Origin of the sequence: Streptomyces sp. NPDC051963, from assembly GCF_044593495.1 — a bacterium.
Classification (GTDB): Bacteria; Actinomycetota; Actinomycetes; order Streptomycetales; family Streptomycetaceae; genus Streptomyces.
The window spans coordinates 219,630-244,482 of the sequence record NZ_JBIUCC010000012.1 but is presented as its reverse complement, the minus strand read 5'-3'; the positions used below and the strand labels follow the sequence as shown (position 1 = coordinate 244,482).

The window sequence follows — 24,853 nt, the reverse complement described above, 5'->3', positions numbered from 1 at the left end:
GTTCCCCTAACGACCGTACGGCCTGGCATCCTTGGTGTTGTACGTCGTACGCGTAAGGATCCGCGCGGTATACCCCCTCCGCACGATCCTTCTGTACGTTTCTTCGTGACCGCCCGACGCCGAACCAGGAGCCCCGGCCACGTGAGCCCCGTGAGCAGCCCCTCAGCGACCGGTCAGCCGCCGCTGCGCACCGTGCAGGTGCTCGGCGGAGGCAACGCCGGCAGCAGCGCACATGTGCGTTCGCTGGCCTCGGGGCTCGTCGCTCGGGGCGTGCGGGTCTCCGTATGCGCCCCCGCCGAGGCCGACCGCGCCTACGACTTCACCGGCGTCGGCGCCGAGCATGTGCACGTGCCGCGCAGCAGCGATCCGACCTCAGTGGCCGCGCTGCGGGCGGCCTGCGCGAACGCCGACCTGGTGCACGCGCACGGCCTGCACGCCTCCTTCCGCACCGTGCTCGCGCTCAGCGGGCGGCGCGTTCCGCTCGTCGTGACGTGGCACAACCGCGCGCATACCGAAGGGGCGCGGGCCCATCTGCTGCGGCTGCTGGAGCGGCGGGTCGTGAAGGCCGCGTCCGTGGTGCTCGGGGCGTCCTCGGACCTGGTGGAGCTGGCCCGCCGCACCGGCGCCCGTGACGCCAGGCTCGCCGCGGTCGCCCTGCCCGGGTCGCGCGGGCCGGTCGAGCAGGACGACCCCGACCGGCTGCGCCCCAAGGTCCGGGCCGAACTCGGCGCGACCGGCCGCCCGTTGCTGATGGCCGTCGGCTCCCTCGACCGGCACCGGGGCTACGACACGCTGCTGGACGCCACGCGCGCGTGGCGCCGCCTGGACGCCGTGCCGCTCGTCGTGATCGCGGGGGAGGGTCCGCTGCGGGCCGACCTCCAGCGACGGATCGAGGACGAGGGGCTGCCGGTCCGGCTCATCGGGCGCCGCGACGACGTGGGAGAACTGCTCGCCGCCGCCGATCTCGCCCTCCTGCCGAGCCGTTGGGAATCGCGCTCCGTACTCGCACAGGAAGCCCTTCACGCGCGCGTGCCGCTCGTCGCCACAGCGGTCGGCGGCATCCCCGAACTCGTCGGCGACGCCGCGGAACTCGTGCCGTACGGAGACGCTGAGGCGCTCGCCGACGCCGTCGTGCGGTTGCTCGGGGACGCCGAGCGTCGGGAGCTGCTCAGGGAGCGGGGTGTGCGGCAGGCGGCGACCTGGCCGACCGAGGACGAGACGGTCGCCCAGGTCCTCAGTGTCTACGACGAGTTGACGCAGCCCAGACCCATGATCTAGGGCACATGCCGGCGGGCCCGCAGCGCCAGGCTCAACGCCAGGACCGTCTGCGGGTCGTCGAGGTCCGTGCCGAGCAACTCGCCGATGCGGGCGAGGCGGTTGTAGAGGGTCTGCCGGTTCAGATGGAGCTCCCGGGCCGTCTCGGCCTTGCGGCCCGCGTGCGCCAAGTACGTCTGGAGGGTGGGCAGCAGCGGGGGCTTGGACCTGTTGTCGTGGTCGCGGACCGGGCCGATCGCGCGGTCCACGAAGGCGGCCAGGTCGGGATGGTCGCGCAGCCGCCACAGCAGCAGGTCGATGTCGAGGCGACGGGCGTCGTACCAGGGGCGGTCGGTAAGGCCCTGCGCCGCCGTCGCGGTCTCGGCCGCGTGTCTGAGGCCCGCCGACGCCGCCGCCCAGCTGCCGGCCACCCCGACGACCACGACGGGCGGCTGCGCCCCCGGCCGCTGCATCCCGGCCCGCTCCACACCCGCCCGCAGCGCCGCCGCGACCCGGTCCGCGACCGGCGACCGCTCCGACTCCGAGCGCAGGCCGAGCAGCACCAGGACACGGCCCTCCACCGGTCGTACGCCGAGCAGCACCGGCACTCCCACCGACGCCAGCTCCTCCGACACCGCACGCGCCAGCACCGCCCAGCCACCGCCGGGGGAGAGCGCGTCGCCCAGCCGCATGACCACGGGCATCAGGGGACTGTCACCCGGCTTGAAGCCCAGCACGCGCGCCTGTGCGGGCGCGTCCGCCGCTGTGATACGGCCTTCCGCGAGGTCGGTGAGGAAGTCGCCGCGCCCGCGCGCCGCCAGCTCCTCCTCCTGGCGGGCCTGCATCAGCACCACGGCCAGGATGGCGGCGGCCCGCTCGGCGGCGATGCGGTGCACGGGCGCCAGCGGTGCCCGCACGGGCAGCAGGACGAGCCGGGCGCGCACCGACCCCGCTCCCGGGCCGCCGCCCGGCACGTCCACGAGCACCGAACCGGCCGGCGGCGGGGCGTCCTTGTGCTGGCCGCGCAGCCCCTCCCACACCTGGAGCGGATCGGCGCCCTCGGGCCCGGCGCCAGCGGCGTACAGCAGTTGGCCGTCCGTCGTCTCCAGGAAGACCGGGTTGCCGCAGAAGTACGCCAGGATCCCGAGCACCTGCGGTACCCCGCCGCCGCCCAACAGGGCCTCCGTGCACCGCCGGTGCACCTCTTCGGCCCGCTGCAACAGCGCGTAGTGGCCGTTGACGATCTCCGTGTGGATCTCCTCGGTGACCGCCACGAACGGTACCTCGCGGTGCAGCTGGACCAGGGGGAGACCGGCGCTGCGGGCCGTCTCGACGAGGGCGGCGGGCAGCCGGGTGAAGCGCGGGCCCAGCTCCACCACCAGGGCCGCGATACCGCGCTCGGCCAGGGTCCGGACGAACGCGCGCTGCTCGGCCGGACGGGTGCCGAGCCCGTACCCCGTCGTCAGGAGCAGTTCGCCGCCTTTGAGCAGCGAGGCGATGTTCGGGACCTCGCCCGCGTGCACCCAGCGCACCGTCCGCTGGAGCCGGTCGGCGCCCGCGAGGACCTCGGGGAGTCCGCTGCGCAGCCCGGGCAGCTCCAGCGCCCGCTGAATGGTGATCCCGGCGCCCTGGCTCTCGAAACGGCTGTCCGTGCGGCTGTCCATGCAGCGGACGGTACCTGCGTCCACGCTCCCGCAACATCTCCGGGACGATCTTGGTCGCCCCGATTGAGGTGATCGCCGCCGGGTACACGCGCCGCCATGGACATCAGCGTGGTCGCCGTTGCGCGTGAGGACGACAGTCCGGTCGAGGAGCCGCTGCGGGTCGCCATGGCCGCCGACCGGCTCGGGTACCGCGAGGTGTGGGCCGGTGAGGGGCCGACGTGGGACGCGTTCGTGCTCGCCACGGCGATCGGGCGGGCCACCGAGCGGGTCGCGCTGACGGCCGGGCCCGTGGCCGTGTCCGTGCGCGACCCGTTCACGATCGCCCGGGGCGCGGCCTCCTGCGCGGCCGTCACCGGCCGGCCGGTCGGGGTGGCGCTGGGCACGTCCAGCAAGCGGGTCGTCGAGGGCGTGCACGGGCGGCCGAGGGTCAGGCCGGCCGCGGTACTGGAGGAGAGCGCGGCTGCCCTACGAGAGCTGCTGCACGGCGCACCTGGCCAGCCGGTCGTGCCCGGCAGTGTCTTCCGGCGGCGCCAGCAGCCGCCCGGCGGGCCGCTCACCGTGGCCGCGTTCGGTGACCGCGCGATCACCACGGCCGTCACGCACGCCGATCGCATGCTGCTCGACATCGTGTCCCCGGAGCAGGTCCGCGCCCTGCGCGCCCGGATGATCGGCGCCGCCGGCGGCCGTACGCCGCCCCGGCTGGCCGCCTGGCTGCCCGTGGCCGTCGAACCGGGGCCGGAGGCGCTCGCCCAGGTCCTGCGGAGCGTCGTCGGCTATCTGACCGTGCCCGGCTACAGCGACATGTTCGCCGCGGCGGGCTTCTCGGCTGCGGTGGAACTGGCGGCCGCGGGCGCCGACCCCGACACCCTGCTGCGGGCCCTGCCGCCCGAGGCCGCCGCATCGGTCGGCCTGGTCGGTGACCTCGATGCCGTACGCGCCCGGATCGACGCCTACGCGGAAGCCGGCCTCGACGAGATCGCCCTGGTCCCGGCGACGGCGGGCGATCCGGGCGGGGAGCGGACGCTGACGGCGCTCAGGCCGGCCTGATGTTGTGGTTGAAGCGGAAGACGTTGTCGGGGTCGTACTGCCGCTTCAGCCCTTCGAGGAGCCGATAGTTGTCGGCACCCAGCCCGGCGATCACCCGCTCCCGGCCCTCGTCGCCGATGAAGTTCAGGTAGACCGCGCCGGTGCTCCACGGCCGGGCGTCGGTGCGGACGTCACGGACCCACTTCACGCACCGCTCGTCGTCCGCCGGGTCCTGCCACATGCCGTACGGATGCACCGCCCAGGGCGCGTCCCGGTAGGGCACCGGATACTCGTGCGGGCCGGCGGCGATCGCCCCGCCCTGCGGAAGCAGCGCGTACTGGGTGCCGGTCGGCACGGGCATGCCCTGGGCGCCCGCGGAGAAGACGGCCAGGTAGTTGTCCGGCGCGCCCGTCAGATACTCCGCCGACCAGTAGTGCCGCATCCCGGGCGGATCGTCGATCATGCACTGAACGTCGGCGTACGGCATCGCACCGACGATCTCCGCCTCGTGCGACAGCGCCAGCAGCGGCTCGGCGTACTTGCGCATGTCCTGCTCGGCACCGGCGTACGTCAGCAGCACACCGCACGCCAGCGTCCCGACCAGGGACGGCGGCACGAACTCCTCGGGCGGGGCGGTGAAGTACAGGGCGCCGCCGCCCACCTCGTCGGGGCCGGACTCGATCACATCGCGGAAGGTGCGGACGGCCGCGGGCGCGAACTCCGGCGCGTACAGCACCATCGCGATGGCGAACTCGGGCAGTTCGTGCAGCTTCAGCGTGATCGCGGTGGCGATGCCGAAGTTGCCGCCGCCGCCGTGCAGTGCCCAGAACAGGTCCGGGTTGTCGTCCGCGTTCGCATGGATCCGGGTGCCCTCGGCGGTCACCAGCTCCACGCCGAGCAGATTGTCGACGGCCAGGCCGAAGCAGCGGTCCAGCCAGCCGGTGCCGCCACCCAGGACGAATCCGCCCACACCGGTCGTCGAGGCCCTGCCACCCGTGGTCGCGAGACCGTACGGCTGAGTCGCTCGGTCCACATGGCTCCAGGTGGCCCCGCCCTCGACCCGTACCGCCTGCGCCGCCGGATGGACGGTCACCTGCTGCATCCGGCGCAGGTCGATCACCAGACCGCCGTCGTTGAGCGCCATGCCCGCCACGCTGTGCCCACCGCCGCGCACGCCGATGTTGAGGTCCAGCTCCCGCCCGAACCGCACGGCCCGGACGACGTCGTCCTCGTTCGCGCACTGAGCGATCACCGCCGGCCGACGGTCGATCATGGTGTTGAAGACGACGCGCGCATCCTCGTAGCCGGGATCCCCGGGGGCGTACACGTCACCGGCGAGATCCTCACGCAGCGCGTCGAGGGCCGCGCCCGCCTTCGAGAGGGAAGCCATGGCTTGCCCCCTTCCGTGCCGGGGCATCGCTTTGTCCCAGCCTAGGCGGGCGCGTTGCGGGAGTCCTGTTCAGCCGCCGTACGCCCCGGAGGCGGTCAGCCGCAGGGCCGTATCGATCAGCGGAACGTGGCTGAAGGCCTGCGGGAAGTTGCCGACCTGGCGCTGTAGGCGCGGGTCCCACTCCTCGGCCAGCAGACCGAGGTCGTTGCGCAGCGACAGCAGCTTCTCGAACAGCTTGCGGGCCTCGTCGACGCGGCCGATCATCGCCAGGTCGTCGGCCATCCAGAACGAGCAGGCGAGGAAGGCGCCCTCGTCGCCGGGGAGGCCGTCGACGCCCTCGTGCTCGCCGTCCGTCGGGTAGCGCAGGATGAAGCCGTCCGACGTGGACAGCTCGCGCTGGATGGCCTCGATGGTGCCGATGACCCGCTTGTCGTCCGGCGGCAGGAAGCCCATCTGCGGGATGAGCAGCAGCGAGGCGTCCAGTTCCTTCGAGCCGTACGACTGAGTGAAGGTGTTGCGCTCCTTGTCGTAACCCTTCTCGCACACGTCCCGGTGGATGTCGTCGCGCAGCTCGCGCCAGCGATCCAGCGGGCCGTCCGCGTCACCGGACTCGATGAGCTTGATGGTGCGGTCCACCGCGACCCAGGCCATGACCTTGGAGTGCACGAAGTGGCGGCGCGGGCCGCGCACCTCCCAGATGCCCTCGTCGGGCTCGTCCCAGTGCCGCTCCAGGTAGCGGATGAGCTTGAGCTGGAGCAGGGAGGCGTAGTCGTTACGGGCCAGGCCCGTCATGTGCGCGAGGTGCAGGGCCTCGGTGACCTCGCCGTACACGTCCAGCTGGAGCTGGTGCGCGGCGCCGTTGCCGACCCGGACCGGGCCGGAGTTCTCGTAGCCGGGCAGCCAGTCCAGCTCGGCCTCGCCCAGCTCGCGTTCGCCCGCGATGCCGTACATGATCTGCAGGTTCTCGGGGTCGCCGGCGACCGCGCGCAGCAGCCACTCCCGCCAGGCCCGGGCCTCCTCGCGGTAGCCGGTGCGCAGCAGCGAGGAGAGGGTGATCGCCGCGTCGCGCAGCCAGGTGTAGCGGTAGTCCCAGTTGCGGACGCCGCCGATCTCCTCCGGCAGAGAGGTGGTGGGCGCGGCGACGATGCCGCCGGTCGGGGCGTACGTCAGCGCCTTCAGCGTGATCAGTGAGCGGACGACGGCCTCGCGGTACGGGCCGTGGTACGTGCAGTGCTCGACCCAGTCCCGCCAGAAGTCCTCGGTCGCCTCCAGCGACTGCTCGGGCTCCGGCAGCGGCGGCGGCTCCTTGTGCGAGGGCTCCCACGAGATGGTGAACGCGATCCGGTCACCCGGTCCGACGGTGAAGTCCGAGTACGTCGTGAGCGACTTGCCGTAGGTCTCGGCGGATGTGTCGAACCACACGGAGTCGGGACCCGAGACGGCCACCGTGCGGCCCTCGTGCCGGTGCACCCACGGGACGATCCGGCCGTAGGAGAAACGCATCCTGAGCGCCGAGCGCATCGGGACGCGGCCCGAGACGCCCTCCACGATCCGGATCAGCTGCGGGGCGCCGTCGCGTGGGGGCATGAAGTCGATCACCCGGACCGTGCCGCGTGGGGTGTCCCACTCCGACTCCAGGATCAGTGAATCCCCGCGGTAGGTGCGCCGGGCCGCCGTGGGCGGCTGGGCGTCGGACGCATGCGCGGGGCCGAGTCGCCAGAAGCCGTGTTCCTCGGTGCCCAGCAGACCGGCGAAGATGGCGTGCGAGTCGAAGCGGGGCAGGCACAGCCAGTCCACCGTGCCGTCCCGGCAGACCAGGGCAGCGGTCTGCATGTCTCCGATGAGTGCGTAGTCTTCGATGCGCCCGGCCACGTGCAACTCCAGTCGAACGGCCACGTCACCCCACAAGGGGGCTGTCGCTAGTGCGGTCAAGGGGTCGTTGTAATGCGTCGTTGAGCGATGAAGCAAAACAGGCGCTCATGCCGTGTGGCAAAACGACAGTCGTTGCTCAACGAACTGACGAGCTCTCGTTGTTCCGGTGCGTACGGGCTGGGGTGGTGCCGTGGTGCCGGCCGGGCTCGGCAGCGAGTGTCCGAGCAGGATACGACGCACGTAGATGATCTGCGTGCCGCTCCGGGCAACGCGGGTGAGCCGAACGGGTGAGCAACGGGTGAGAAAGAAGTGAGCAATACGCGTCCGTGCCGACCCGTGTGCGGAGCGTGGCCGGAAGCCATCGCCCCGCGGCGCTGATACCCTGGTAGCCCGTGGACCGGTGGGAGAGAAACCCCGGAACGCACCCCAGACCGCGACCACGGGAGCCCCCTCTTGGCCATGACGCCCAAATCCACGACGACCAAGCACATCTTCGTCACCGGGGGTGTCGCCTCCTCTCTCGGCAAGGGCCTGACGGCCTCCAGCCTCGGGATGCTGCTCAAGGCCCGGGGCCTGCGCGTCGTGATGCAGAAGCTCGACCCGTATCTGAACGTCGACCCGGGCACGATGAACCCGTTCCAGCACGGTGAGGTCTTCGTCACCAACGACGGAGCCGAGACGGACCTGGACATCGGACACTACGAGCGCTTCCTCGACCGTGACTTGGACGGCTCCGCCAATGTCACTACAGGCCAGGTCTACTCGACGGTGATCGCCAAGGAGCGGCGCGGCGAGTACCTGGGTGACACCGTGCAGGTCATCCCGCACATCACCAACGAGATCAAGCACCGTATCCGTCGTATGGCGACCGACGAGGTCGACGTCGTGATCACCGAGGTCGGCGGCACGGTCGGCGACATCGAGTCGCTGCCGTTCCTGGAGACGGTCCGCCAGGTCCGGCACGAGGTCGGCCGTGACAACGTCTTCGTCGTCCATATCTCGCTCCTGCCCTACATCGGCCCCTCGGGAGAGCTGAAGACGAAGCCGACCCAGCACTCGGTTGCGGCGCTGAGGAACATCGGTATCCAGCCGGACGCGATCGTGCTCCGCTGCGACCGTGAGGTGCCGACCGCGATCAAGCGCAAGATCTCGCTGATGTGCGACGTCGACGAGTCCGCCGTGGTCGCCTGTCCCGACGCCAAGTCGATCTACGACATCCCGAAGACCGTGCACGGCGAGGGCCTGGACGCCTATGTCGTCCGCAAGCTGGACCTGCCCTTCCGTGATGTGGACTGGCGGACCTGGGACGACCTGCTCGACCGCGTCCACAACCCCGACCACGAGATCACCCTCGCCCTGGTCGGCAAGTACATCGACCTGCCCGACGCCTACCTCTCGGTCACCGAGGCGCTGCGCGCGGGCGGCTTCGCGAACAAGGCCCGCGTGAAGATCAAGTGGGTCACCTCCGATGACTGCAAGACCCCGTCCGGCGCCAAGGCGCAGCTCGCCGACGTCGACGGAATCTGCATCCCCGGCGGCTTCGGCGACCGCGGTGTGCTCGGCAAGGTCGGCGCGATCCGCTACGCCCGCGAGAACAAGATCCCGCTGCTCGGTCTCTGCCTGGGCCTCCAGTGCATCGTGATCGAGGCCGCGCGCAACCTGGCCGGCATCTCGGACGCCAACTCCACCGAGTTCGACTCCGCCACCGGCCACCCGGTCATCTCCACCATGGCCGAGCAGCTCGACATCGTCGCCGGTGAGGGCGACATGGGCGGCACGATGCGGCTGGGCATGTACCCGGCCAAGCTCGCCGAGGGCTCCATCGTCCGTGAGGTGTACGACGGCAAGGAGTACGTCGAGGAGCGGCACCGTCACCGGTACGAGGTGAACAACGCCTACCGCGCGGAGCTGGAGAAGAAGGCCGGCATCGTCTTCTCGGGCACCTCGCCGGACGGCAAGCTCGTCGAGTACGTCGAGTTCCCGCGTGATGTCCACCCCTACCTGGTCGCGACCCAGGCGCACCCCGAGCTGCGCTCGCGTCCGACGCGTCCGCACCCGCTGTTCGCCGGGCTGGTGAAGGCGGCGGTCCAAAGGACAGAGGCCGCGCAGAAGAATTCCGAGTGACACACCAGTTGTACGGTTGCCGGGGTGCTTACCTTCAAAAGGTGGGCACCCCGGTTTTCTTTTTGCATGTGTGGAAGGACAGGGCATGACGATCAAGGACACCCCCGAAGAGTGGGAGATCCGGGCGACGGAGACCCCTTTCGTGGGCAACAAGACCTCTGTCCGCACCGACGAGGTGGTCATGCCCGACGGCTCGGTGGTCCGCCGTGACTACCAGGTCCACCCCGGCTCCGTGGCGGTTCTCGCCCTCGACGACGACGGCCGTGTCCTCCTCATCAGGCAGTACCGCCACCCCGTACGGCAGAAGCTGTGGGAGATCCCGGCCGGCCTGCTCGACATCCCCGGCGAGAACCCGTTGCACGCCGCCCAGCGGGAGCTGTACGAGGAGGCGCACGTCAAGGCCGAGGACTGGCGGGTGCTGACCGACGTCTACACCACGCCCGGCGGCTGCGACGAGGCCGTACGGATCTTCCTCGCCCGCGATCTGTCCGAGGCGGAGGGGGAGCGCTTCGAGGTGGAGCACGAGGAGACCGACCTGGAGTACGCGCGCGTGCCCGTCGACGAACTCGTACGGGGTGTGCTCGCGGGCGAGCTGCACAACAACTGCCTGATCGTGGGCGTCCTTTCACTGGTCGCCGCCCAGCAGGGCGAGGGACTCGACGCACTGCGGCCGGCGGACGCGCCCTGGCCCGCTCGTCCCTTCGAGTCCTGAACACGCGTGGACCATCCCGGTGTGACCATCCGCTGATCCGATCGGGGGACGTGTCCGCCGCGCTCGTCACGGAACGTCGCAGAGCGTGAACTAGGCTCTTCGTGAGCGAGCCGATGAGCACTGCGATGCCCGAACCGGAGTCCCGGCGGGCCTACGCGTGCGGTGTGGGACGGGAGCGTGGCCCGTGACGGATCAGGCGGTGGACACCGATGGCGTGACGCTGTCGGGAAACGCGTTCACGGAGAGTCAGTTCCTGGGCCGTACAAGGGAGTTGAAGGAACTGCGCGCCGACATCGAGCGCGCGGGCCTGGACACCCTCTCCGGCCGCAAGACCCCACGCGCGCGCGTGCTGCTCATCGCGGGCAGAGCCGGCTCGGGACGTACGGCACTCGCCGAGGAGCTGGTACGGCAGGTAGCGGACCGTTACCGGGACGGTGTGCTGCGCGCGCGCCTGAGCGAACCCGACGGCAGCCCCGTCCCGGTCGAGCGCACCGCCCGCGAACTGCTCACCGCCCTGGAGCTGCCGGCCCCGCCCGGCGCCCGCGACGACGACCTGGCCGAGGCGCTGCGCACCGCCCTCGCCGACCGGCGTGTCCTACTCCTGCTGGATGACGCGGCCACCACCGAACAGGTCGACGCACTGCTGCCGGACACCGCGGAATGCCTGGTCGTCGCCGTCTCCCGCGGCCCGCTGACCGGGATCGCGGACGTCCGCCCGTGCACCCTGGGCGGCCTCGACACCAAGTCCGCCGTGGAGCTGCTGTCCGGGCACACCGGCTCGGTCCGCGTCACCGTCGACCCGCGGGCCGCCGAGGGACTCGTCGAGGAGTGCCAGGCCCAGCCCGCCGCGCTGATGCTGGCCGGCGGCTGGCTCGCCTCCCGCCCGAAGGCGGCCGTCGCCGATTTCGCCAAGCAGCTGCATGCGGAGGGTGACGACGGGACACCGCTCAGCCGGGTCTTCCGGCTGGCCTACGGGTCCCTGCCGAGCACCGCCGCCCGGATGCTGCGCCTGCTCTCCCTCGCCCCGGCCGGCCTGGTCGACCCGCACACCGCGTCCGCGCTCGCCGGCTGCTCGGTGGACGGGGCCCGCACCACCCTGGACGAATTCGTCGCCCTGGGGCTGCTGCGGAGCATCGACTCGCCGCTGCCGCAGTACGAGGTCCCCGGCTGTCTGTACCCCCTGCTCAAGGCGCTGACCGAGACCCAGGACCGCCCCGCGGAGGTCCAGCTCGCCCGCGCTCGCATGCTGGAGCGGACCGTACGGCTGCTCCAGTCGTGCCGGGCGATCACCGAGACCGACAGCCCGGTCGCCCGCGAGAAGCTCGTCGGCATGCCGCGCTCCCTGCGCTTTCCGCACCCGCGCGCGGCCGCCGACTGGCTGACCGTCCGCATGCCCGCCCTGCTCGCCTCGGCGCGGCTCGCGGTCGCCGACGGGGAGCTGGACACCCTGGCCCGGCGACTGATGTCCCAGCTGGTGAAGGCGATGGTGGCCCACGTCGGCACCCGGGCCGCCGCCCCCGACCTGTACGAGATCCACCGGTTGGTCCTCGATGTCGCCGAGCGCCGCAAGCTGCCCCGGGAGAAGGCCGCCGCGCTGCTGAACCTCGGTGACCTGGACGCGCAGACCGGCCGCACGGCCGAGGCGCTGGTCCGCTATCGCGCGGCTCTGGACGCCGGACGCGAGGCAAACGATCCGTATGCGACCGGTCGCGCGATGGAATCCGTAGGCGGTGCGCACCAGGAGCTCGGGGACTACGACCGGGCCGCCGACTGGTTCGGCCGGGCCCTCGCCGAGCGGCTGGCGCGCGGTGAGCGCGAGGACGTGGCCCGGCTGTACGGCCGTATCGCCGCGGCCCACACCTATGGGGCCCGCTACGGCGAGGCGCTGCGCAGCTGGCGTGCCGCGGTCGCCGGGTACCGCAAGAACGGCGATGTGGCCGCCCAGGCGAGGGCGTTGAGCGAACTGGCGCGGGTCCAGGAGTACGCCGGACGGCCCGAGGAATCGCTGCGCACCTGCCAGGAGGCGGTGGAGTGGGCGCGCCGCGCCGAGGACGTACGGCTACAGGCCGCGCTCCAGCTCAGGCTCGCCGACACGCTGGAGCACCTCGGTGATCCCACGGCCGCTCGACTGCACCGCGGGGCGGCCGAGCGCATGCTGGGTGAGGAGGCCTCGGAGAGTGATCCAGTGCCGGAACAAGGCGCTAACGCCTGCGAAATCCGCAGTACATCCGCTGAAGATTGATGCAATGAAAGGCTAGACACCGAGAACGCCTTCATTAAACTGGCTCTGCCGCACCTTCTCCTGCGGTGTCTCCTGGTGTGCCCACGCACGTCCGGGTAAGTCTTGCAATGCACCCTCTGAGCCAAGGACCGTGATCGACGTGAAGGTCGGCATCCCCCGCGAGGTCAAGAACAACGAGTTCCGGGTGGCCATCACCCCCGCCGGCGTGCATGAGCTGGTGCGAGGCGGCCACCAGGTCGTCATCGAGCGCGGCGCCGGCGTCGGCTCCTCGATCCCGGACACCGAGTACGTGGCCGCAGGCGGTCTGATCCTGGACACCGCCGACGAGGTGTGGGCCACCGCCGACCTGCTGCTGAAGGTCAAGGAACCCATCGCCGAGGAGTACCACCGCCTCCGCAAGGACCAGACGCTCTTCACCTACCTGCACCTGGCCGCGTCCAAGGAGTGCACCGACGCGCTGCTGGAGTCCGGCACGACCGCGATCGCCTACGAGACCGTCGAGCTGGCGACCCGCGCGCTGCCGCTGCTCGCCCCGATGTCCGAGGTCGCGGGCCGGCTCGCCCCGCAGGTCGGCGCCTACCACCTGATGCGTGCCAACGGCGGCCGCGGTGTGCTGCCCGGCGGCGTCCCGGGCGTGCTGGCCGGCCGGGCCGTGGTCATCGGCGGCGGTGTCTCCGGCTGGAACGCCGCGCAGATCGCCATCGGCATGGGCTTCCACGTGACCCTGCTCGACCGCGACATCAACAAGCTCAAGGAGGCCGACAAGGTCTTCGGCACCAAGATCCAGACCGTCGTCTCCAACGCCTTCGAGCTCGAGAAGGCGTGCCTGGAGGCCGATCTCGTCATCGGCGCCGTGCTCATCCCGGGCGCCAAGGCGCCGAAGCTGGTCACCAACGAGCTCGTGTCGCGGATGAAGCCGGGAAGTGTTCTTGTCGACATCGCGATCGACCAGGGCGGCTGCTTCGAGGACTCGCGTCCCACCACGCACGCCGAGCCGACCTTCCCGGTCCACAACTCGGTCTTCTACTGCGTCGCCAACATGCCCGGCGCGGTGCCCAACACCTCCACCTACGCGCTCACCAACGCGACGCTGCCCTACATCGTCGAGCTCGCCAACCGCGGCTGGGTCGAGGCGCTGCGCCGTGACGCCGCGCTCGCCAAGGGGCTCAACACCCATGACGGCAAGGTGGTTTACCGCGAGGTCGCCGAGGCGCACGGGCTGGAGCACGTGGAGCTGGAGACCCTGCTCGGCTGAGCCGTCGGGGCCGGTCGGCTCGCTAAGTCACCTTTTCGTAAAGGCGATACGTCAACACAGGTCGTCAACCGTTCGCGCCCGGCCGGACCTTGCCCGACAAGGTCCGGCCGGATGTGTGTATGGTCACTTTGCGGCTCTCGGCCAACTCGCCTCGAACGTAACCCTTGAACCGATTCGTACACCGGTGAAACCTGCCGTGCGACGGCCGTACGCCCTTGACAGAGGGATGTTTCATTGCCGACACATCCGGCCGGGTCCGGCGGATTGTGTTGCTGCGAACGCCCGACACGCCATAGAGTCGCCAACCGTCGGCATGATGCCAAGCTGACCTGTCTAGAAGTTTCCTGGTCACCAAGGAGGTAAGACGACTTGTGAATGAGTCGACATTTTCTCCCGGGGGTGGTCAACCAGGAATGCCTGCACGGGCCGAGGGCCCCGCGGGGTTCGAGGCTGTCGGCTCCGTAGCTGTGCGCACCTTCGCAGCCCGACAGAGTCACTTGAAGTCAGGTGTGACTCAGCCAGCACACCAGAGCATGGATGGCCATCACGTGAACGCCATGGCCGGCGACGGAAGTGGCGCGCCCCACAACCACTTCGCCGACTACGACGAACTGCCCGACGGGCACTTCTACGATCCCGACGCGGAGTACGAGCCCGACCCCGAGTACGCGGCCACACTCGCGCCCGACGCTGCCCGTCAGCGTCGCGAGCGCATCGGTCCGACCGGACGGCCGCTGCCGTACTTCCCGATCCCGGGTCCACTGACCGACCACGGCCCCGCGAAGATCATCGCGATGTGCAACCAGAAGGGCGGCGTCGGCAAAACGACGTCGACCATCAACCTGGGTGCCGCGCTCGCGGAGTACGGACGCCGAGTCCTGCTCGTGGACTTCGACCCGCAGGGCGCGCTGTCGGTCGGTCTCGGCGTCAATCCGATGGAGCTCGACCTCACGGTCTACAACCTGCTCATGGAGCGGGGCATGGCGGCCGACGAGGTGCTCCTGAAGACCGCGGTCCCGAACATGGACCTGCTGCCCAGCAACATCGACCTGTCCGCGGCCGAGGTCCAGCTGGTCTCCGAGGTCGCGCGCGAATCGACGCTGCAGCGCGCCCTGAAGCCGCTGATGGCCGACTACGACTACATCGTGATCGACTGTCAGCCCTCGCTCGGCCTGCTCACCGTGAACGCCCTGACGGCGGCTCACAAGGTGATCGTGCCGCTCGAGTGCGAGTTCTTCGCCCTGCGTGGCGTGGCGCTGCTGACGGAGACCATCGAGAAGGTCCAGGAACGGCTCAACCCGGAGCTGGAGCTCGACGGGATCCTCGCCACGATGTACGACTCGCGCACCGTGCACAGCCGTGAGGTGCTCGCGCGTGTCGTCGAGGCGTTCGACGATCACGTCTACCACACGGTCATCGGGCGCACGGTCCGCTTCCCGGAGACCACGGTCGCCGGTGAGCCGATCACCACGTACGCCTCCAACTCCGTCGGTGCCGCCGCCTATCGCCAGCTCGCCAGGGAGGTGCTCGCCCGGTGTCACGCCGAGTGAGTCTGCCGGGGGCCGACGAACTGTTCCGTACGACAGGGGGGATGGCGCTTCAGTCGTCCACTCCGCGGCGCCAGGCCAACGGCGAGGCCCGGGTGCCTGCTCCGGCGGGGGAGAGCGACGCCGCCGCCGCGGAGGACGCGCCGCAGTCGGTGCCCGCGCAGGGCGGTGACGGCGACGGGGCGGAGCATGTCGCGACCGACGCGGAGCCGGCCGACGCCGGTGAGTCCCGTAGCCGGTCCGCCGCCGGGGAGCGCTCCGGGCGACGTCAGGGGACGCAGGAAGGTTCTGGCGCGGACACGTCCGCGGCGCCGCGCAAGCAGCGCGGCGGCCGGGCGGCCGCCCGCCGGCCGAGCGGCCGGGAGCGGCACGACGAGAAGATCACCGTGTACGTGTCCGCCGAGGAGCTCATGGACCTGGAGCACGCACGTCTGGTGCTCCGCGGTGAGCACGGGCTGGCGGTCGACCGTGGGCGGATCGTGCGCGAGGCGGTGGCCGTGGTGCTGGCGGACCTGGAGTCCCGCGGGGACGCGAGCATCCTCGTACGACGGCTCCGCGGGCGGTAGCGGTAGCCTGCGAGGGCCATGACCTCGAACGACCTTCCCGCTACCGCGCCCGGCTCAGCCGGGCGTCGGCGTGCGTTGGGGCGAGGGCCGGGTGCTGCGCCGGTCGAGCCGGATTCCGAAGCGGTTCCGGACGCGGCGCCGCCGCCGGTTCACGTGGAGCTGGAACCCGAGGCTCCCGAGGTGGTGGTTCCGGAGCCGGAACCTGAGGCCGTCGCGCCGGAACCGACACCGGTGCCCGAGGTCCCCGAGGACGCAGGCGAGTCCGACGGCGTCTTCAAGGTCCGGCTCTCCAACTTCGAGGGCCCCTTCGACCTCCTCCTCCAGCTGATCTCCAAGCACAAGCTCGACGTCACCGAAGTGGCCCTCTCCAAGGTCACCGACGAGTTCATGGCGCACATCAGGGCGATGGGCCCTGACTGGGACCTCGACCAGACGACCGAGTTCCTGGTCGTCGCGGCCACGCTGCTCGATCTGAAGGCGGCGCGCCTCCTGCCCTCCGCGGAGGTCGAGGACGAGGCCGACCTCGCGCTCCTCGAAGCGCGTGACCTGCTCTTCGCGCGGCTGTTGCAGTACCGCGCGTACAAACAGATCGCCGACATCTTCAGCCGCCGGCTGGACGAGGAGGCGCGGCGCTATCCCCGTACCGTCGGGCTGGAACCCCACCACGCCGAGCTGCTGCCCGAGGTGGTCATCAGCATCGGGGCGGAAGGGTTCGCCAAGCTCGCCGTCAAGGCGATGCAGCCCAAGCCCAAGCCGCAGGTGTACGTCGACCACATCCACGCGCCGCTGGTCAGCGTGCAGGAGCAGGCCGGGATCGTGGTCGCGCGTCTGAAGGAGCTCGGCGAGGCCAGCTTCCGGTCGCTGATCGAGGACACCGGCGACACGCTGACGGTCGTGGCGCGGTTCCTGGCGCTGCTGGAGCTGTACCGGGAGAAGGCCGTCGCCCTGGATCAGGAGACCGCCCTCGGGGAGCTGATGGTGCGCTGGACCGGCGGGGAGGGGGACTCCGAACCGATGGTGACCGACGAGTTCGACCGACCGCCCGAGCCGCCCAAGGAGGAGAAGAAGGCGTGAGCGAGGAGACCACCGAGCTGCCGGCCGGGTTGCGTTCCGTGGCGGACCTCGACCTGAAGCCCGCCCTGGAGGCGGTCCTCATGGTCGTCGACGAGCCCGCGACCGTGGAGCACCTGTCGAAGATCCTGGAGCGGCCCAAGCGGCAGATCGACAAAGCGCTGCGGGAGCTGGCCGACGACTACGCCGTGCAGGGCCGCGGGTTCGAGCTGCGGCTCATCGCCGGCGGCTGGCGCTTCTACTCGCGGCCGGAGTTCGCGCCCGCCGTCGAGCGCTTCGTACTCGACGGGCAGCAGGCCCGGCTCACCCAGGCCGCGCTGGAGACCCTCGCGGTCGTGGCGTACCGCCAGCCGGTCAGCCGCAGCCGGGTCTCGGCCGTGCGCGGAGTGAACTGCGACGGGGTCATGCGCACCCTCCTCCAGCGGGGTCTGGTCCAGGAGGCGGGCACGGAACCCGAAACAGGTGCGATCCTGTACACGACGACGAACTACTTTCTGGAGCGGATGGGCCTACGCGGTCTGGACGAGCTCCCGGAGCTCGCGCCCTTCCTCCCGGAGGCGGAGGCGATCGAGGCCGAGACCCAGGAAGGGGTTCCGTCGTTCGACCCGGACGCACCCGATGCGCCCGGTGCAGACGACGCAGACGACTAGACGGAACTTTGATGCGAAGCAGCGGCAGCGGCAAGAGTGGCGGGACCGGCGGGCGTGGCAACCACCGCGGTGCCGGCAACAACAGGGACCAGAAGCAGGGGCAGGGCCAGGGTCAGGGCCGCCCCAGCAAGCCCCGCCCCGAGGAGCGCCGCTACGACGTGGGTCCAGGCGCCACCCCGGACGGCCCGAAGTCCGGGCGCGGCAGCTCCGCGCGCGGGGGCGCCAAGGGCGGGCCCAAGCAGGGCCAGGGCAGCGGGCGGGGGCGCTGGGCGCCGGCCACCTCCCGTGAGTACGACGCGCGGGCCGAGGAGCGCAACCGCGAGCGGTACGAGGGCAAGAAGAACGTCAAGCCGCCCAAGACCGTCCCGGGCGCCGAGCAGGAGGGCGAGCGGATCCAGAAGGTGCTGGCGCGGGCGGGCTACGGCTCCCGGCGTGCCTGCGAGGAGCTCATCGAGCAGGCGCGGGTCGAGGTCAACGGCGAGATCGTGCTGGAGCAGGGCAAGCGGGTCGACCCGGAGAACGACGAGGTCAAGGTCGACGGGCTGACCGTCGCCACGCAGTCGTACCAGTTCTTCTCGCTGAACAAGCCGGCCGGTGTCGTCTCGACGATGGAGGACAACGAGGGCCGTCAGTGCCTCGGCGACTACGTGACGAACCGCGAGACGCGGCTCTTCCACGTCGGGCGGCTCGACACCGAGACCGAGGGCGTCATCCTGCTCACCAACCACGGCGAGCTGGCGCACCGGCTGACCCACCCCAAGTACGGCGTGAAGAAGGTCTACCTCGCGCACATCGTGGGCCCGATCCCGCGTGACCTGGGCAAGCAGCTCAAGGACGGCATCCAGCTGGAGGACGGTTACGCACGCGCGGACCACTTCCGGGTCGTCCAGCAGACCGGCAAGAACTACCTCGTGGAGGTCACCCTCCACGAGGGCCGCAAGCACATCGTGCGCCGCATGCTCGCGGAGGCCGGCTTCCCGGTCGACAAGCTGGTGCGCGTGGCCTTCGGCCCGATCACCCTGGGCGACCAGAAGTCGGGCTGGCTGCGACGGCTGTCGAACACCGAGGTCGGGATGCTGATGCAGGAAGTCGATCTCTAAAGCGTCGATCTCCGAAGCACCGATCTTCAAATCGGTTGTGCGTGACGGCCGGTCCCGGATTCGTTCGGGGTCGGCCGATTCGTTTTCGGGTTCCCGCCGGTCTGTATCGGTGACGGAGGGAGCGGCATGGCTGCGACGACGACGGACCGCGACGAGTTCGTACGGCTGACGGATCCGTACCGACGGGAGCTGCTTGCGCACTGCTACCGGATGCTGGGCTCGGTCGACGAGGCCGAGGACCTGGTCCAGGAGACCTATCTGCGGGCGTGGCGGTCCTACGGCGGCTACGAGGGCCGGGCCTCCCTGCGGACCTGGCTGCACCGGATCGCCACCAACACGTGCCTGACGGCGCTGGAGGGCCGTACGCGCCGTCCGCTGCCCCGCGGGCTCGGGGAGCCGTCACAGGCGCCTGAGGAGCCGCTGAGGGCCCCTGTGACGGACGTTCCGTGGTTGCAGCCGCTGCCGGACTCGCTCGTCGACCCCGCGATCGTCGTCGCCGCGCGCGGCAGTCTGCGGCTCGCGCTCGTCGCCGCGCTCCAGAACCTGCCCGCGCGGCAGCGGACCGTGCTGATCCTGCGGGACGTGCTGGCCTGGCGGGCGTCCGAGGTCGCCGCGCTCCTCGGGACCTCCACGGCGGCCGTGAAGAGCACCCTCCAACGCGCGCGTGCCCGGCTCGACGAGGTGGCCCCTGACGAGGACCTCGTCGTGGAGCCGGCGGGTACGGCCGACCGTGAGGTGCTCGACCGGTATGTGGCCGCCTTCGAGAACGCCGACATGGACGCGCTGGTCGAACTGCTCCAGGACGGCGTCGAACTGGAGATGCCGCCCTATCTGGAGTGGTTCAGCGGGAGGAAGGACGTGCTGCGGTTCCTGGAGCCGCGGGTGGGCGTGAAGGGTCTCGTCCGGATGCTGCCCACGCGTGCGAACGGACAGCCGGCCGTGGCGATGTACGAGAGGGACGCGCACGGGGTCTTCCGGGCGCACTCGATACAGGTGCTCGCGGTGTCGGACGGTGCGGTCGCGCGGATGACCGTGTTCCTCGACGCAGGGCTCTTCGACCGCTTCGGGATGCCGGGGGTGCTGTCATGAACTCAGGGGAACTGCTGGAGCGTTCGCTCGCCTACGCGCTGGGGTGCGTGGCCGGGGTGGAGCGCGAGGGCCTCAGGCGCAGGACGCCGTGTGCGGAGTGGGACCTGGAGGAACTGCTCGGGCATCTCGGCGACTCGCTGGATGCGCTGCACGAGGGGCTGACCGGCGGTCGGATCGACCTGTCGCCCACGCGTCCCGGAGCCGACCCGGCGTGCGTCGTCCGTACGCGCGCGTGCGCGGTGCTCGGCGCCTGGGCGGCGGGCGGGGCCCGTGACCCGGTTCTGGTCGGTGAACGGCCGCTGGACGTACGGGTGATGGCTGCCGTGGGTGCCGTCGAGATCGCCGTGCACGGCTGGGACGTGGCCCAGGCCTGCGGGCGTCCACGGCCCATCCCGGGGCCGCTCGCGGTCGATCTGCTGCCCGTCGCCCGGCATGTCGTGGCGGACACGGACCGGGGCGTACGGTTCGCCGCGCAGCTCGCCGTGCCCGTGTCGGGGCGGCCTCAGGCGCGGCTGCTGGCCTTCCTCGGGCGCCGCGATTCCTTTCCGGGGTGAGCCCGGTCTGCCTTCCGTGAGTGACCTCAAGAACTCACGGAAGGCACTGTCATGACCGACACCATCAGGGTCCCCCTCGGTACCGCGCCGCCCGCCAAAGCGCCACCCCTGCGTGCGTGGACGGTGATCCTCGCCGGGTTCGGGGCCCTGCTGTGCTCCCTGGACGTCGTGGTCGTCGCCACCGCGCTGCCCGCGCTGCGCGCCGACTTCGGGGCGAGCCTGTCCCAGCTGGAGTGGACGATCAACGCCTACAACCTGGTCTTCGCCTGTCTGACCCTGACCGGCGCCGCGCTCGGCGACCGCTTCGGGCGGCGGCGTATGTATGTCGCCGGGCTCGCCCTCTTCACGCTGGCCTCCGCCGCCGCGGCCCTCGCGGCCGGCCCCGGCCAGCTCATCATCGCGCGCGTGGTGCAGGGCGCCGGAGCCGCCGTACTGCTTCCGCTCACCTTGACGCTCATCAGCGAGGCGTTCCCGGCCGAGAAGCGGGGCGTGGCGATCGGCGTGTGGGGCGGGGTGACCGGGCTCGGTGTGGCGGCAGGACCTGTACTGGGCGGGGCGGTCACCGAGGGACTGTCCTGGCAGTGGATCTTCTGGCTGAACGTGCCCATCGGGCTGGCCATGCTGCCCCTGGCCGCCACCAAGCTGCGCGAGAGCTACGGCTCGCGGCCTCAACTCGACATCGTGGGTCTTGTGTTGGCGGCCGTCGGGCTGACCGGGCTGGCCTGGGCGCCGGTACGGGCACCCGAGGTGGGCTGGGGGAGCGTCGAGGCACTGGGCGCGCTGGCCGTCGGTGTCGTGTTCGTGGTGGCCTTCCTGGGGTGGGAACGCAAGGGCGCCCGCTATCCGATGCTGCCGCTCGGATACTTCCGCCGACGCGACTTCTCCACCGCCAACGCCTCGGCTTTCCTGCTGTTCGCGTCGCTGCTCGGCGCCCTCTTCATGATCACGCAGCTCTTCCAGATCGGGCTCGGCTACAACCCGCTGGAGGCGGGCGTGCGGATTCTCGTGTGGAACGCCACACCGCTCCTGATCGCGCCGGTCGCGGGCGCCCTCGCGGACCGGTTCGGCACCCGGCCGTTCATGCTGGGCGGCCTGGTGCTCCAGGCGACGGGCCTCGCGCTGCTGGCCTGGCAGGTCGAACCCGGCGTCGGATACGACCGTCTCGTCGGCCCGTTGATCGTCGCCGGCGTCGGTATCTCCATGGTCTTCCCGAGCGTGGCCAACGCCGTGACCGCGTCCGTGCCGCTGGGTGACGCGGGTGTGGCGGCCGGCGTGAACAACGCGCTGCGGGAGCTGGGCGGTGTCTTCGGAGTGGCCGTCGCCGCGGCCGTGTTCACGACGTACGGCGGCTACGCCACACCGGAGACGTTCGTCGACGGATGCGGTCCTGCGCTGTGGGCGGCGGCGGGGATCGCGGCGATCGGCGCGGTGGCTGCGGCGTTCGCTCCGTCGCGCGGGGGTAGTTGAGGGGTTGCGCGGTCCGGTCACCCTCTTTATAGTCGCAGTGACTATTAGTCGTGCTGACCATAAAGGGGGTGAACGGACGTGACCGTGCCGAGCGGCTACGACAAATACGCGCACGAGCCCTTCGCCGTCACCGTCGACCTCGCCGTCCTGACCCTTCGCGCGGGCGCGCTGCACGTACTGCTCGTCGAGCGCGGGCAGGAGCCGTACGCCGGCCACTGGGCGCTGCCCGGCGGCTTCGTGCAGCCGGACGAGTCGGCGGAGACGGCCGCCCGGCGCGAACTCGCCGAGGAGACCGGCCTGTCGGACGTCTCCGGACTGCATCTGGAGCAGCTGCGGACCTACAGCGAGCCCGACCGCGACCCCCGGATGCGGGTCGTGTCCGTCGCGTTCGCCGCGCTGCTGCCCCACGCACCCGAGGTGCACGGCGGCAGCGACGCGGCGCAGGCCCGCTGGATGCCGTACGACTCGGCGAAACCGCTCGCCTTCGACCACGACCGCATCCTGGCCGACGCCCATGAACGCGTCGGCGCCAAGCTCGAGTACGCCTGCCTCGCCACCGCCTTCTGCCCGCCCGAGTTCACCCTCGGTGAGCTTCAGCAGGTCTACGAGACCGTGTGGGGCACCGTGCTGGACCGGCCCAACTTCCGGCGCAAGGTGCTCGCCACGCCGGGCTTCGTCGAGGCGGTCCCCGGCGCCGCCCGGCTGACCGGCGGCCGCGGCAAACCGGCCGCGCTGTACCGCGCGGGCACCGCCACCGCCCTGTACCCGCCCCTGCTCCGCCCGTCCAGGGAAGGACGCCCCGCATGACCGCCACGACCGTCGCCAAGCGCGCCGCCACCGGATCCCTCACCGGACTCGCCCTCGGCGACGCGCTCGGCTTTCCGACCGAGTTCAACGACGTGCCGTCGATCCTCGCCAAGTTCGGACCGTGGCGGGAGATGGAGCTGCCGACGCCTGCGATCGTCACGGACGACACGCAGATGACCCTGGCGTTGGGGAAGGGGCTGCGGGCGGCGATGGACCGGGGTGTGCTCGAGCCCTCGGGGATGGCCGAGTCGGTGCGGCGGGAGTTCATCGCCTGGAACCGCTCCCCGGAGAACAACCGGGCGCCGGGCGCCACCTGCATCAGGGCGTGCGGCCTGCTCGAAGGCGACGGCCCCTGGCAGGAAGCCAGCCAGATCGACTCCAAGGGCTGCGGCGCCAACATGCGTGTCGCGCCCCTCGGGCTCATCTCCGGCCTCAGCGACGAACAGCGCGCGGGCGCCGCACAGTTGCAGTCCGCGCTCACCCATGGGCACCCGACGGCGCTGGCCGCGTCCGACCTCACCGCGCACGCCGTACGGCTGCTGGCGCAGGGCGCCGAGCCGACCGGACTCGTCGGGCTGCTACGGTCGTACGCCCTGGAGAACCGCACCACCTACCACCACCGCTGGCTCGACGACCTGTGGACGCGCAGCCAGGACCCGTCGGCCGAGCAGTTCATGATGCGCGGCTGGGACGAGTGCCTGGCGATCCTCGACCGGCTCCAGGACGCCCTGCGGACCGTCTCGCCCGAGACCGACCCGTGCCTGGCCACCGGTGCGGGCTGGATCGCCGAAGAGGCCCTGGCGACCGGACTGTTGTGTTTCCTTCTCTTCGTCGACGAACCGCTCACCGCCCTGCGCCGCGCCGCCTGCACCTCCGGCGACTCGGACTCGATCGCCTGCCTCACGGGCGCGTTCGCAGGGGCCTACCTCGGCTCCGATGCATGGCCTACGGAGTGGGCCGACCGCATCGAGTACCGGGGCGACCTACTGACCCTCGGGGCGCTCTGGGACGCTTGAACAGTGATCGACGCCCTGGCCATCGACCTGACGCCCGTGGTGGCCGAGCAGCCCGACCCGGTGCTGTTCGCCACCGTCTCCGGCGCGCACCTGTACGGCTTCCCGTCCCGTGACTCGGATGTGGACCTGCGGGGCGTACATCTGCTGCCGGCCGCCGATCTGGTCGGCCTGCGGGAGCCCGAGGAGACCCGGTCCAGGATGTGGGACCGGGACGGCGTCGAGCTGGACCTGGTCACGCACGACCTGCGCAAGTTCGTACGGCTGATGCTGCGCCGCAACGGATATGTGCTGGAGCAGCTGCTCTCACCGCTCGTCGTGCACACCACCGACGCCCACCGTGAACTCGCAGCCCTCGCCCCCGGTGTCCTCACCAGCCACCACGCCCACCACTACCGAGGTTTCGGGGTGACGCAGTGGCGACTGTTCGAGAAGACCGGCGAGCTCAAGCCGCTGCTGTACACCTTCCGTGTGCTGCTCACCGGCATTCACCTGATGCGCAGCGGCGAGGTGCAGGCCCATCTGCCCACGCTCCTCGGGGAGATCGCCGATGCCCCCCCTTATCTGCCCGGGTTGATCGCGGCGAAGGCGGAGCAGGAGCACGGGGCGGCCGATGTCGAGCACGCGCGCGTGCAGGACGACGTCGAGCGGCTGCGCGGTGTGCTGGACGAGGCGCAGTCGGGGTCAGGTCTGCCGGATGCTCCGGTCGGGTACGACGCTCTGCATGACTTCGTCGTACGGGTCCGTCTGGAGGGCTGACGCGCGTCGGACGTGGACGAGGAAGGCCTCGATGCGGCGTCGGTCGGGTTCGGGTGGGAGGGGGCTGTGGTGGGATGCCTCGTCCGTCTCGGTGGCCAGGCGGGTCATCCAGGACTCGACCTCGGGCCAGGGGACCTCGCCGCGCTTGACCGCGAGCAGCGGTTCGCGTCGGTCGCCCACGTCGATCGTGAGGTCGCCCGTGCGCAGCAGGTCGCGGGCGCTCATCAGCAGGCGCAGCAGATGCATCGCGTGCTTCCAGCGCGGGGCGCCGTGATTGCGGACGTCGGCCTCCAGCTTGCGGCGCTGGCCCAAGGCGTACCGGGCGAACGTCTCGTGGGCCCGGCGGGAGAGGAAGGCGCCGCGCAGGGCGATCAGGTCGCGGCCCGTGTCGTCGACGTGCTCCACGAGCGGGGAGTGCAGGCACTCCAGGACGTTCGGGTTGGCGCGCAGGGCCAGCTCGCAGAAGCGCTCCAGCTCCCAGCTGAACTGTTCCTCGGCCGGCCCCTCCACATGCGTCGGCGGCTTCTCGAAGCGCCAGAAGAGGGGGGTGGGAGCCACGAACACACCCCGGCGGTCGGTGTCGCTGCCGTCCGTGGCCAGGCCGAAGGCGCGCGAACCCATCACGCAGGAGTAGATCGTGTGGTCGCCGACCAGGGCCTCGGGGTCCATGCCGGGCAGCATACGCGGCAGG

Annotated in this window: 21 protein-coding genes; 17 read left to right on the top strand and 4 right to left on the bottom strand. The window is 71.0% G+C overall.

What is annotated here, in order from left to right; all coding sequences use genetic code 11:
- Positions 1-141: 141 nt before the first annotated feature.
- Positions 142-1,278, top strand: a complete 1,137-nt coding sequence (locus tag ACIHFB_RS41290; RefSeq protein ID WP_400129568.1) for a glycosyltransferase family 4 protein — start codon at positions 142-144, stop codon at positions 1,276-1,278.
- On the opposite strand, the gene ACIHFB_RS41285 is transcribed toward ACIHFB_RS41290, so the two are convergent.
- Positions 1,275-2,918, bottom strand: coding sequence for a PucR family transcriptional regulator (locus tag ACIHFB_RS41285; protein ID WP_400129567.1), 1,644 nt, complete (start codon positions 2,916-2,918; stop codon positions 1,275-1,277). The two genes, ACIHFB_RS41290 and ACIHFB_RS41285, sit on opposite strands and share 4 nt — an antisense overlap.
- Before the next feature lie 96 nt (positions 2,919-3,014).
- On the opposite strand from ACIHFB_RS41285, the gene ACIHFB_RS41280 reads away from it, so the two are divergent.
- Positions 3,015-3,965 carry an LLM class F420-dependent oxidoreductase gene (locus tag ACIHFB_RS41280; RefSeq protein ID WP_400129566.1) on the top strand — a complete coding sequence of 317 codons (951 nt, stop codon included), beginning with the start codon at positions 3,015-3,017 and terminating at the stop codon, positions 3,963-3,965.
- Here the strand turns inward: ACIHFB_RS41280 and ACIHFB_RS41275 are convergent.
- Together ACIHFB_RS41275 and ACIHFB_RS41270 are read right to left on the bottom strand one after the other, a co-directional pair.
- Entirely contained in the window at positions 3,952-5,334 is a 1,383-nt protein-coding gene (locus ACIHFB_RS41275; RefSeq protein ID WP_400129565.1) for an FAD-binding oxidoreductase, read from the bottom strand. The two genes, ACIHFB_RS41280 and ACIHFB_RS41275, sit on opposite strands and share 14 nt — an antisense overlap.
- A 69-nt stretch (positions 5,335-5,403) precedes the next feature.
- On the bottom strand, positions 5,404-7,206 hold the full coding sequence (locus tag ACIHFB_RS41270) for a glycoside hydrolase family 15 protein (RefSeq protein ID WP_365288390.1): 1,803 nt from the start codon (positions 7,204-7,206) through the stop codon (positions 5,404-5,406).
- Between the two features lie 459 nt (positions 7,207-7,665).
- Between ACIHFB_RS41270 and ACIHFB_RS41265 the strand changes: the two genes are divergently transcribed.
- The 15 genes from ACIHFB_RS41265 (at position 7,666) to ACIHFB_RS41195 (ending at position 24,162) form a co-directional block, all read left to right on the top strand.
- Positions 7,666-9,330: a CTP synthase gene (locus ACIHFB_RS41265; protein ID WP_365288359.1), complete on the top strand. Its 1,665-nt coding sequence runs from the start codon at positions 7,666-7,668 to the stop codon at positions 9,328-9,330.
- A gap of 85 nt (positions 9,331-9,415) precedes the next feature.
- Positions 9,416-10,042 (top strand): NUDIX hydrolase, encoded by a 627-nt coding sequence (locus tag ACIHFB_RS41260; RefSeq protein ID WP_365288357.1) that lies wholly within the window; start codon positions 9,416-9,418, stop codon positions 10,040-10,042.
- A 184-nt stretch (positions 10,043-10,226) separates the two neighbouring features.
- Positions 10,227-12,284: a tetratricopeptide repeat protein gene (locus ACIHFB_RS41255; protein WP_365288355.1), complete on the top strand. Its 2,058-nt coding sequence runs from the start codon at positions 10,227-10,229 to the stop codon at positions 12,282-12,284.
- A gap of 130 nt (positions 12,285-12,414) precedes the next feature.
- Positions 12,415-13,539 (top strand): alanine dehydrogenase, encoded by a 1,125-nt coding sequence (gene ald, locus ACIHFB_RS41250; protein WP_365288353.1) that lies wholly within the window; start codon positions 12,415-12,417, stop codon positions 13,537-13,539.
- Positions 13,540-13,952: 413 nt separating this feature from the next.
- On the top strand, positions 13,953-15,089 hold the full coding sequence (locus ACIHFB_RS41245; RefSeq protein ID WP_210586347.1) for a ParA family protein: 1,137 nt from the start codon (positions 13,953-13,955) through the stop codon (positions 15,087-15,089).
- Positions 15,074-15,652 (top strand): hypothetical protein, encoded by a 579-nt coding sequence (locus ACIHFB_RS41240; RefSeq protein WP_365288351.1) that lies wholly within the window; start codon positions 15,074-15,076, stop codon positions 15,650-15,652. The genes ACIHFB_RS41245 and ACIHFB_RS41240 overlap by 16 nt, the downstream gene beginning before the upstream one ends.
- An 18-nt stretch (positions 15,653-15,670) precedes the next feature.
- Positions 15,671-16,726 carry a segregation and condensation protein A gene (locus tag ACIHFB_RS41235; protein ID WP_400129564.1) on the top strand — a complete coding sequence of 352 codons (1,056 nt, stop codon included), beginning with the start codon at positions 15,671-15,673 and terminating at the stop codon, positions 16,724-16,726.
- A complete protein-coding gene (gene scpB / locus ACIHFB_RS41230; RefSeq protein ID WP_365288347.1) occupies positions 16,723-17,373 on the top strand; it encodes an SMC-Scp complex subunit ScpB in 651 nt (216 codons plus the stop codon). The genes ACIHFB_RS41235 and scpB overlap by 4 nt, the downstream gene beginning before the upstream one ends.
- An 11-nt stretch (positions 17,374-17,384) precedes the next feature.
- Complete coding sequence (locus tag ACIHFB_RS41225; protein ID WP_400129563.1) at positions 17,385-18,473, top strand: pseudouridine synthase; 1,089 nt, start codon at positions 17,385-17,387, stop codon at positions 18,471-18,473.
- A 126-nt stretch (positions 18,474-18,599) separates the two neighbouring features.
- Positions 18,600-19,562: a sigma-70 family RNA polymerase sigma factor gene (locus ACIHFB_RS41220; RefSeq protein WP_400129562.1), complete on the top strand. Its 963-nt coding sequence runs from the start codon at positions 18,600-18,602 to the stop codon at positions 19,560-19,562.
- Positions 19,559-20,116, top strand: coding sequence for a TIGR03086 family metal-binding protein (locus tag ACIHFB_RS41215; RefSeq protein ID WP_365288341.1), 558 nt, complete (start codon positions 19,559-19,561; stop codon positions 20,114-20,116). The genes ACIHFB_RS41220 and ACIHFB_RS41215 overlap by 4 nt, the downstream gene beginning before the upstream one ends.
- A 51-nt stretch (positions 20,117-20,167) precedes the next feature.
- Positions 20,168-21,583: an MFS transporter gene (locus tag ACIHFB_RS41210; protein WP_400129561.1), complete on the top strand. Its 1,416-nt coding sequence runs from the start codon at positions 20,168-20,170 to the stop codon at positions 21,581-21,583.
- A gap of 78 nt (positions 21,584-21,661) precedes the next feature.
- Positions 21,662-22,390, top strand: coding sequence for an NUDIX hydrolase (locus ACIHFB_RS41205; protein WP_400129560.1), 729 nt, complete (start codon positions 21,662-21,664; stop codon positions 22,388-22,390).
- Positions 22,387-23,406 (top strand): ADP-ribosylglycohydrolase family protein, encoded by a 1,020-nt coding sequence (locus ACIHFB_RS41200; RefSeq protein WP_365288335.1) that lies wholly within the window; start codon positions 22,387-22,389, stop codon positions 23,404-23,406. The genes ACIHFB_RS41205 and ACIHFB_RS41200 overlap by 4 nt, the downstream gene beginning before the upstream one ends.
- A 3-nt stretch (positions 23,407-23,409) precedes the next feature.
- The gene (locus tag ACIHFB_RS41195) at positions 23,410-24,162 is read left to right on the top strand and encodes a DNA polymerase beta superfamily protein (protein ID WP_400129559.1); all 753 of its coding nucleotides are present in this window, start codon (positions 23,410-23,412) and stop codon (positions 24,160-24,162) included.
- Here the strand turns inward: ACIHFB_RS41195 and ACIHFB_RS41190 are convergent.
- Positions 24,088-24,831: a DNA polymerase beta superfamily protein gene (locus ACIHFB_RS41190; RefSeq protein ID WP_400129558.1), complete on the bottom strand. Its 744-nt coding sequence runs from the start codon at positions 24,829-24,831 to the stop codon at positions 24,088-24,090. The two genes, ACIHFB_RS41195 and ACIHFB_RS41190, sit on opposite strands and share 75 nt — an antisense overlap.
- Positions 24,832-24,853 lie beyond the last annotated feature (22 nt).

Coding starts and splice junctions, on each gene's coding strand:
- ACIHFB_RS41190 (WP_400129558.1), bottom strand. CDS start 24,831: ATGGACCCCGAGGCCCTGGTCGGCGACCACACGATCTACTCCTGCGTG.
- ACIHFB_RS41225 (WP_400129563.1), top strand. CDS start 17,385: ATGCGAAGCAGCGGCAGCGGCAAGAGTGGCGGGACCGGCGGGCGTGGC.
- ACIHFB_RS41260 (WP_365288357.1), top strand. CDS start 9,416: ATGACGATCAAGGACACCCCCGAAGAGTGGGAGATCCGGGCGACGGAG.
- ACIHFB_RS41220 (WP_400129562.1), top strand. CDS start 18,600: ATGGCTGCGACGACGACGGACCGCGACGAGTTCGTACGGCTGACGGAT.
- ACIHFB_RS41200 (WP_365288335.1), top strand. CDS start 22,387: ATGACCGCCACGACCGTCGCCAAGCGCGCCGCCACCGGATCCCTCACC.
- ACIHFB_RS41285 (WP_400129567.1), bottom strand. CDS start 2,918: ATGGACAGCCGCACGGACAGCCGTTTCGAGAGCCAGGGCGCCGGGATC.
- ACIHFB_RS41245 (WP_210586347.1), top strand. CDS start 13,953: ATGCCTGCACGGGCCGAGGGCCCCGCGGGGTTCGAGGCTGTCGGCTCC.
- ACIHFB_RS41215 (WP_365288341.1), top strand. CDS start 19,559: ATGAACTCAGGGGAACTGCTGGAGCGTTCGCTCGCCTACGCGCTGGGG.
- ACIHFB_RS41235 (WP_400129564.1), top strand. CDS start 15,671: ATGACCTCGAACGACCTTCCCGCTACCGCGCCCGGCTCAGCCGGGCGT.
- ACIHFB_RS41280 (WP_400129566.1), top strand. CDS start 3,015: ATGGACATCAGCGTGGTCGCCGTTGCGCGTGAGGACGACAGTCCGGTC.
- ACIHFB_RS41275 (WP_400129565.1), bottom strand. CDS start 5,334: ATGGCTTCCCTCTCGAAGGCGGGCGCGGCCCTCGACGCGCTGCGTGAG.
- ACIHFB_RS41265 (WP_365288359.1), top strand. CDS start 7,666: ATGACGCCCAAATCCACGACGACCAAGCACATCTTCGTCACCGGGGGT.
- ACIHFB_RS41210 (WP_400129561.1), top strand. CDS start 20,168: ATGACCGACACCATCAGGGTCCCCCTCGGTACCGCGCCGCCCGCCAAA.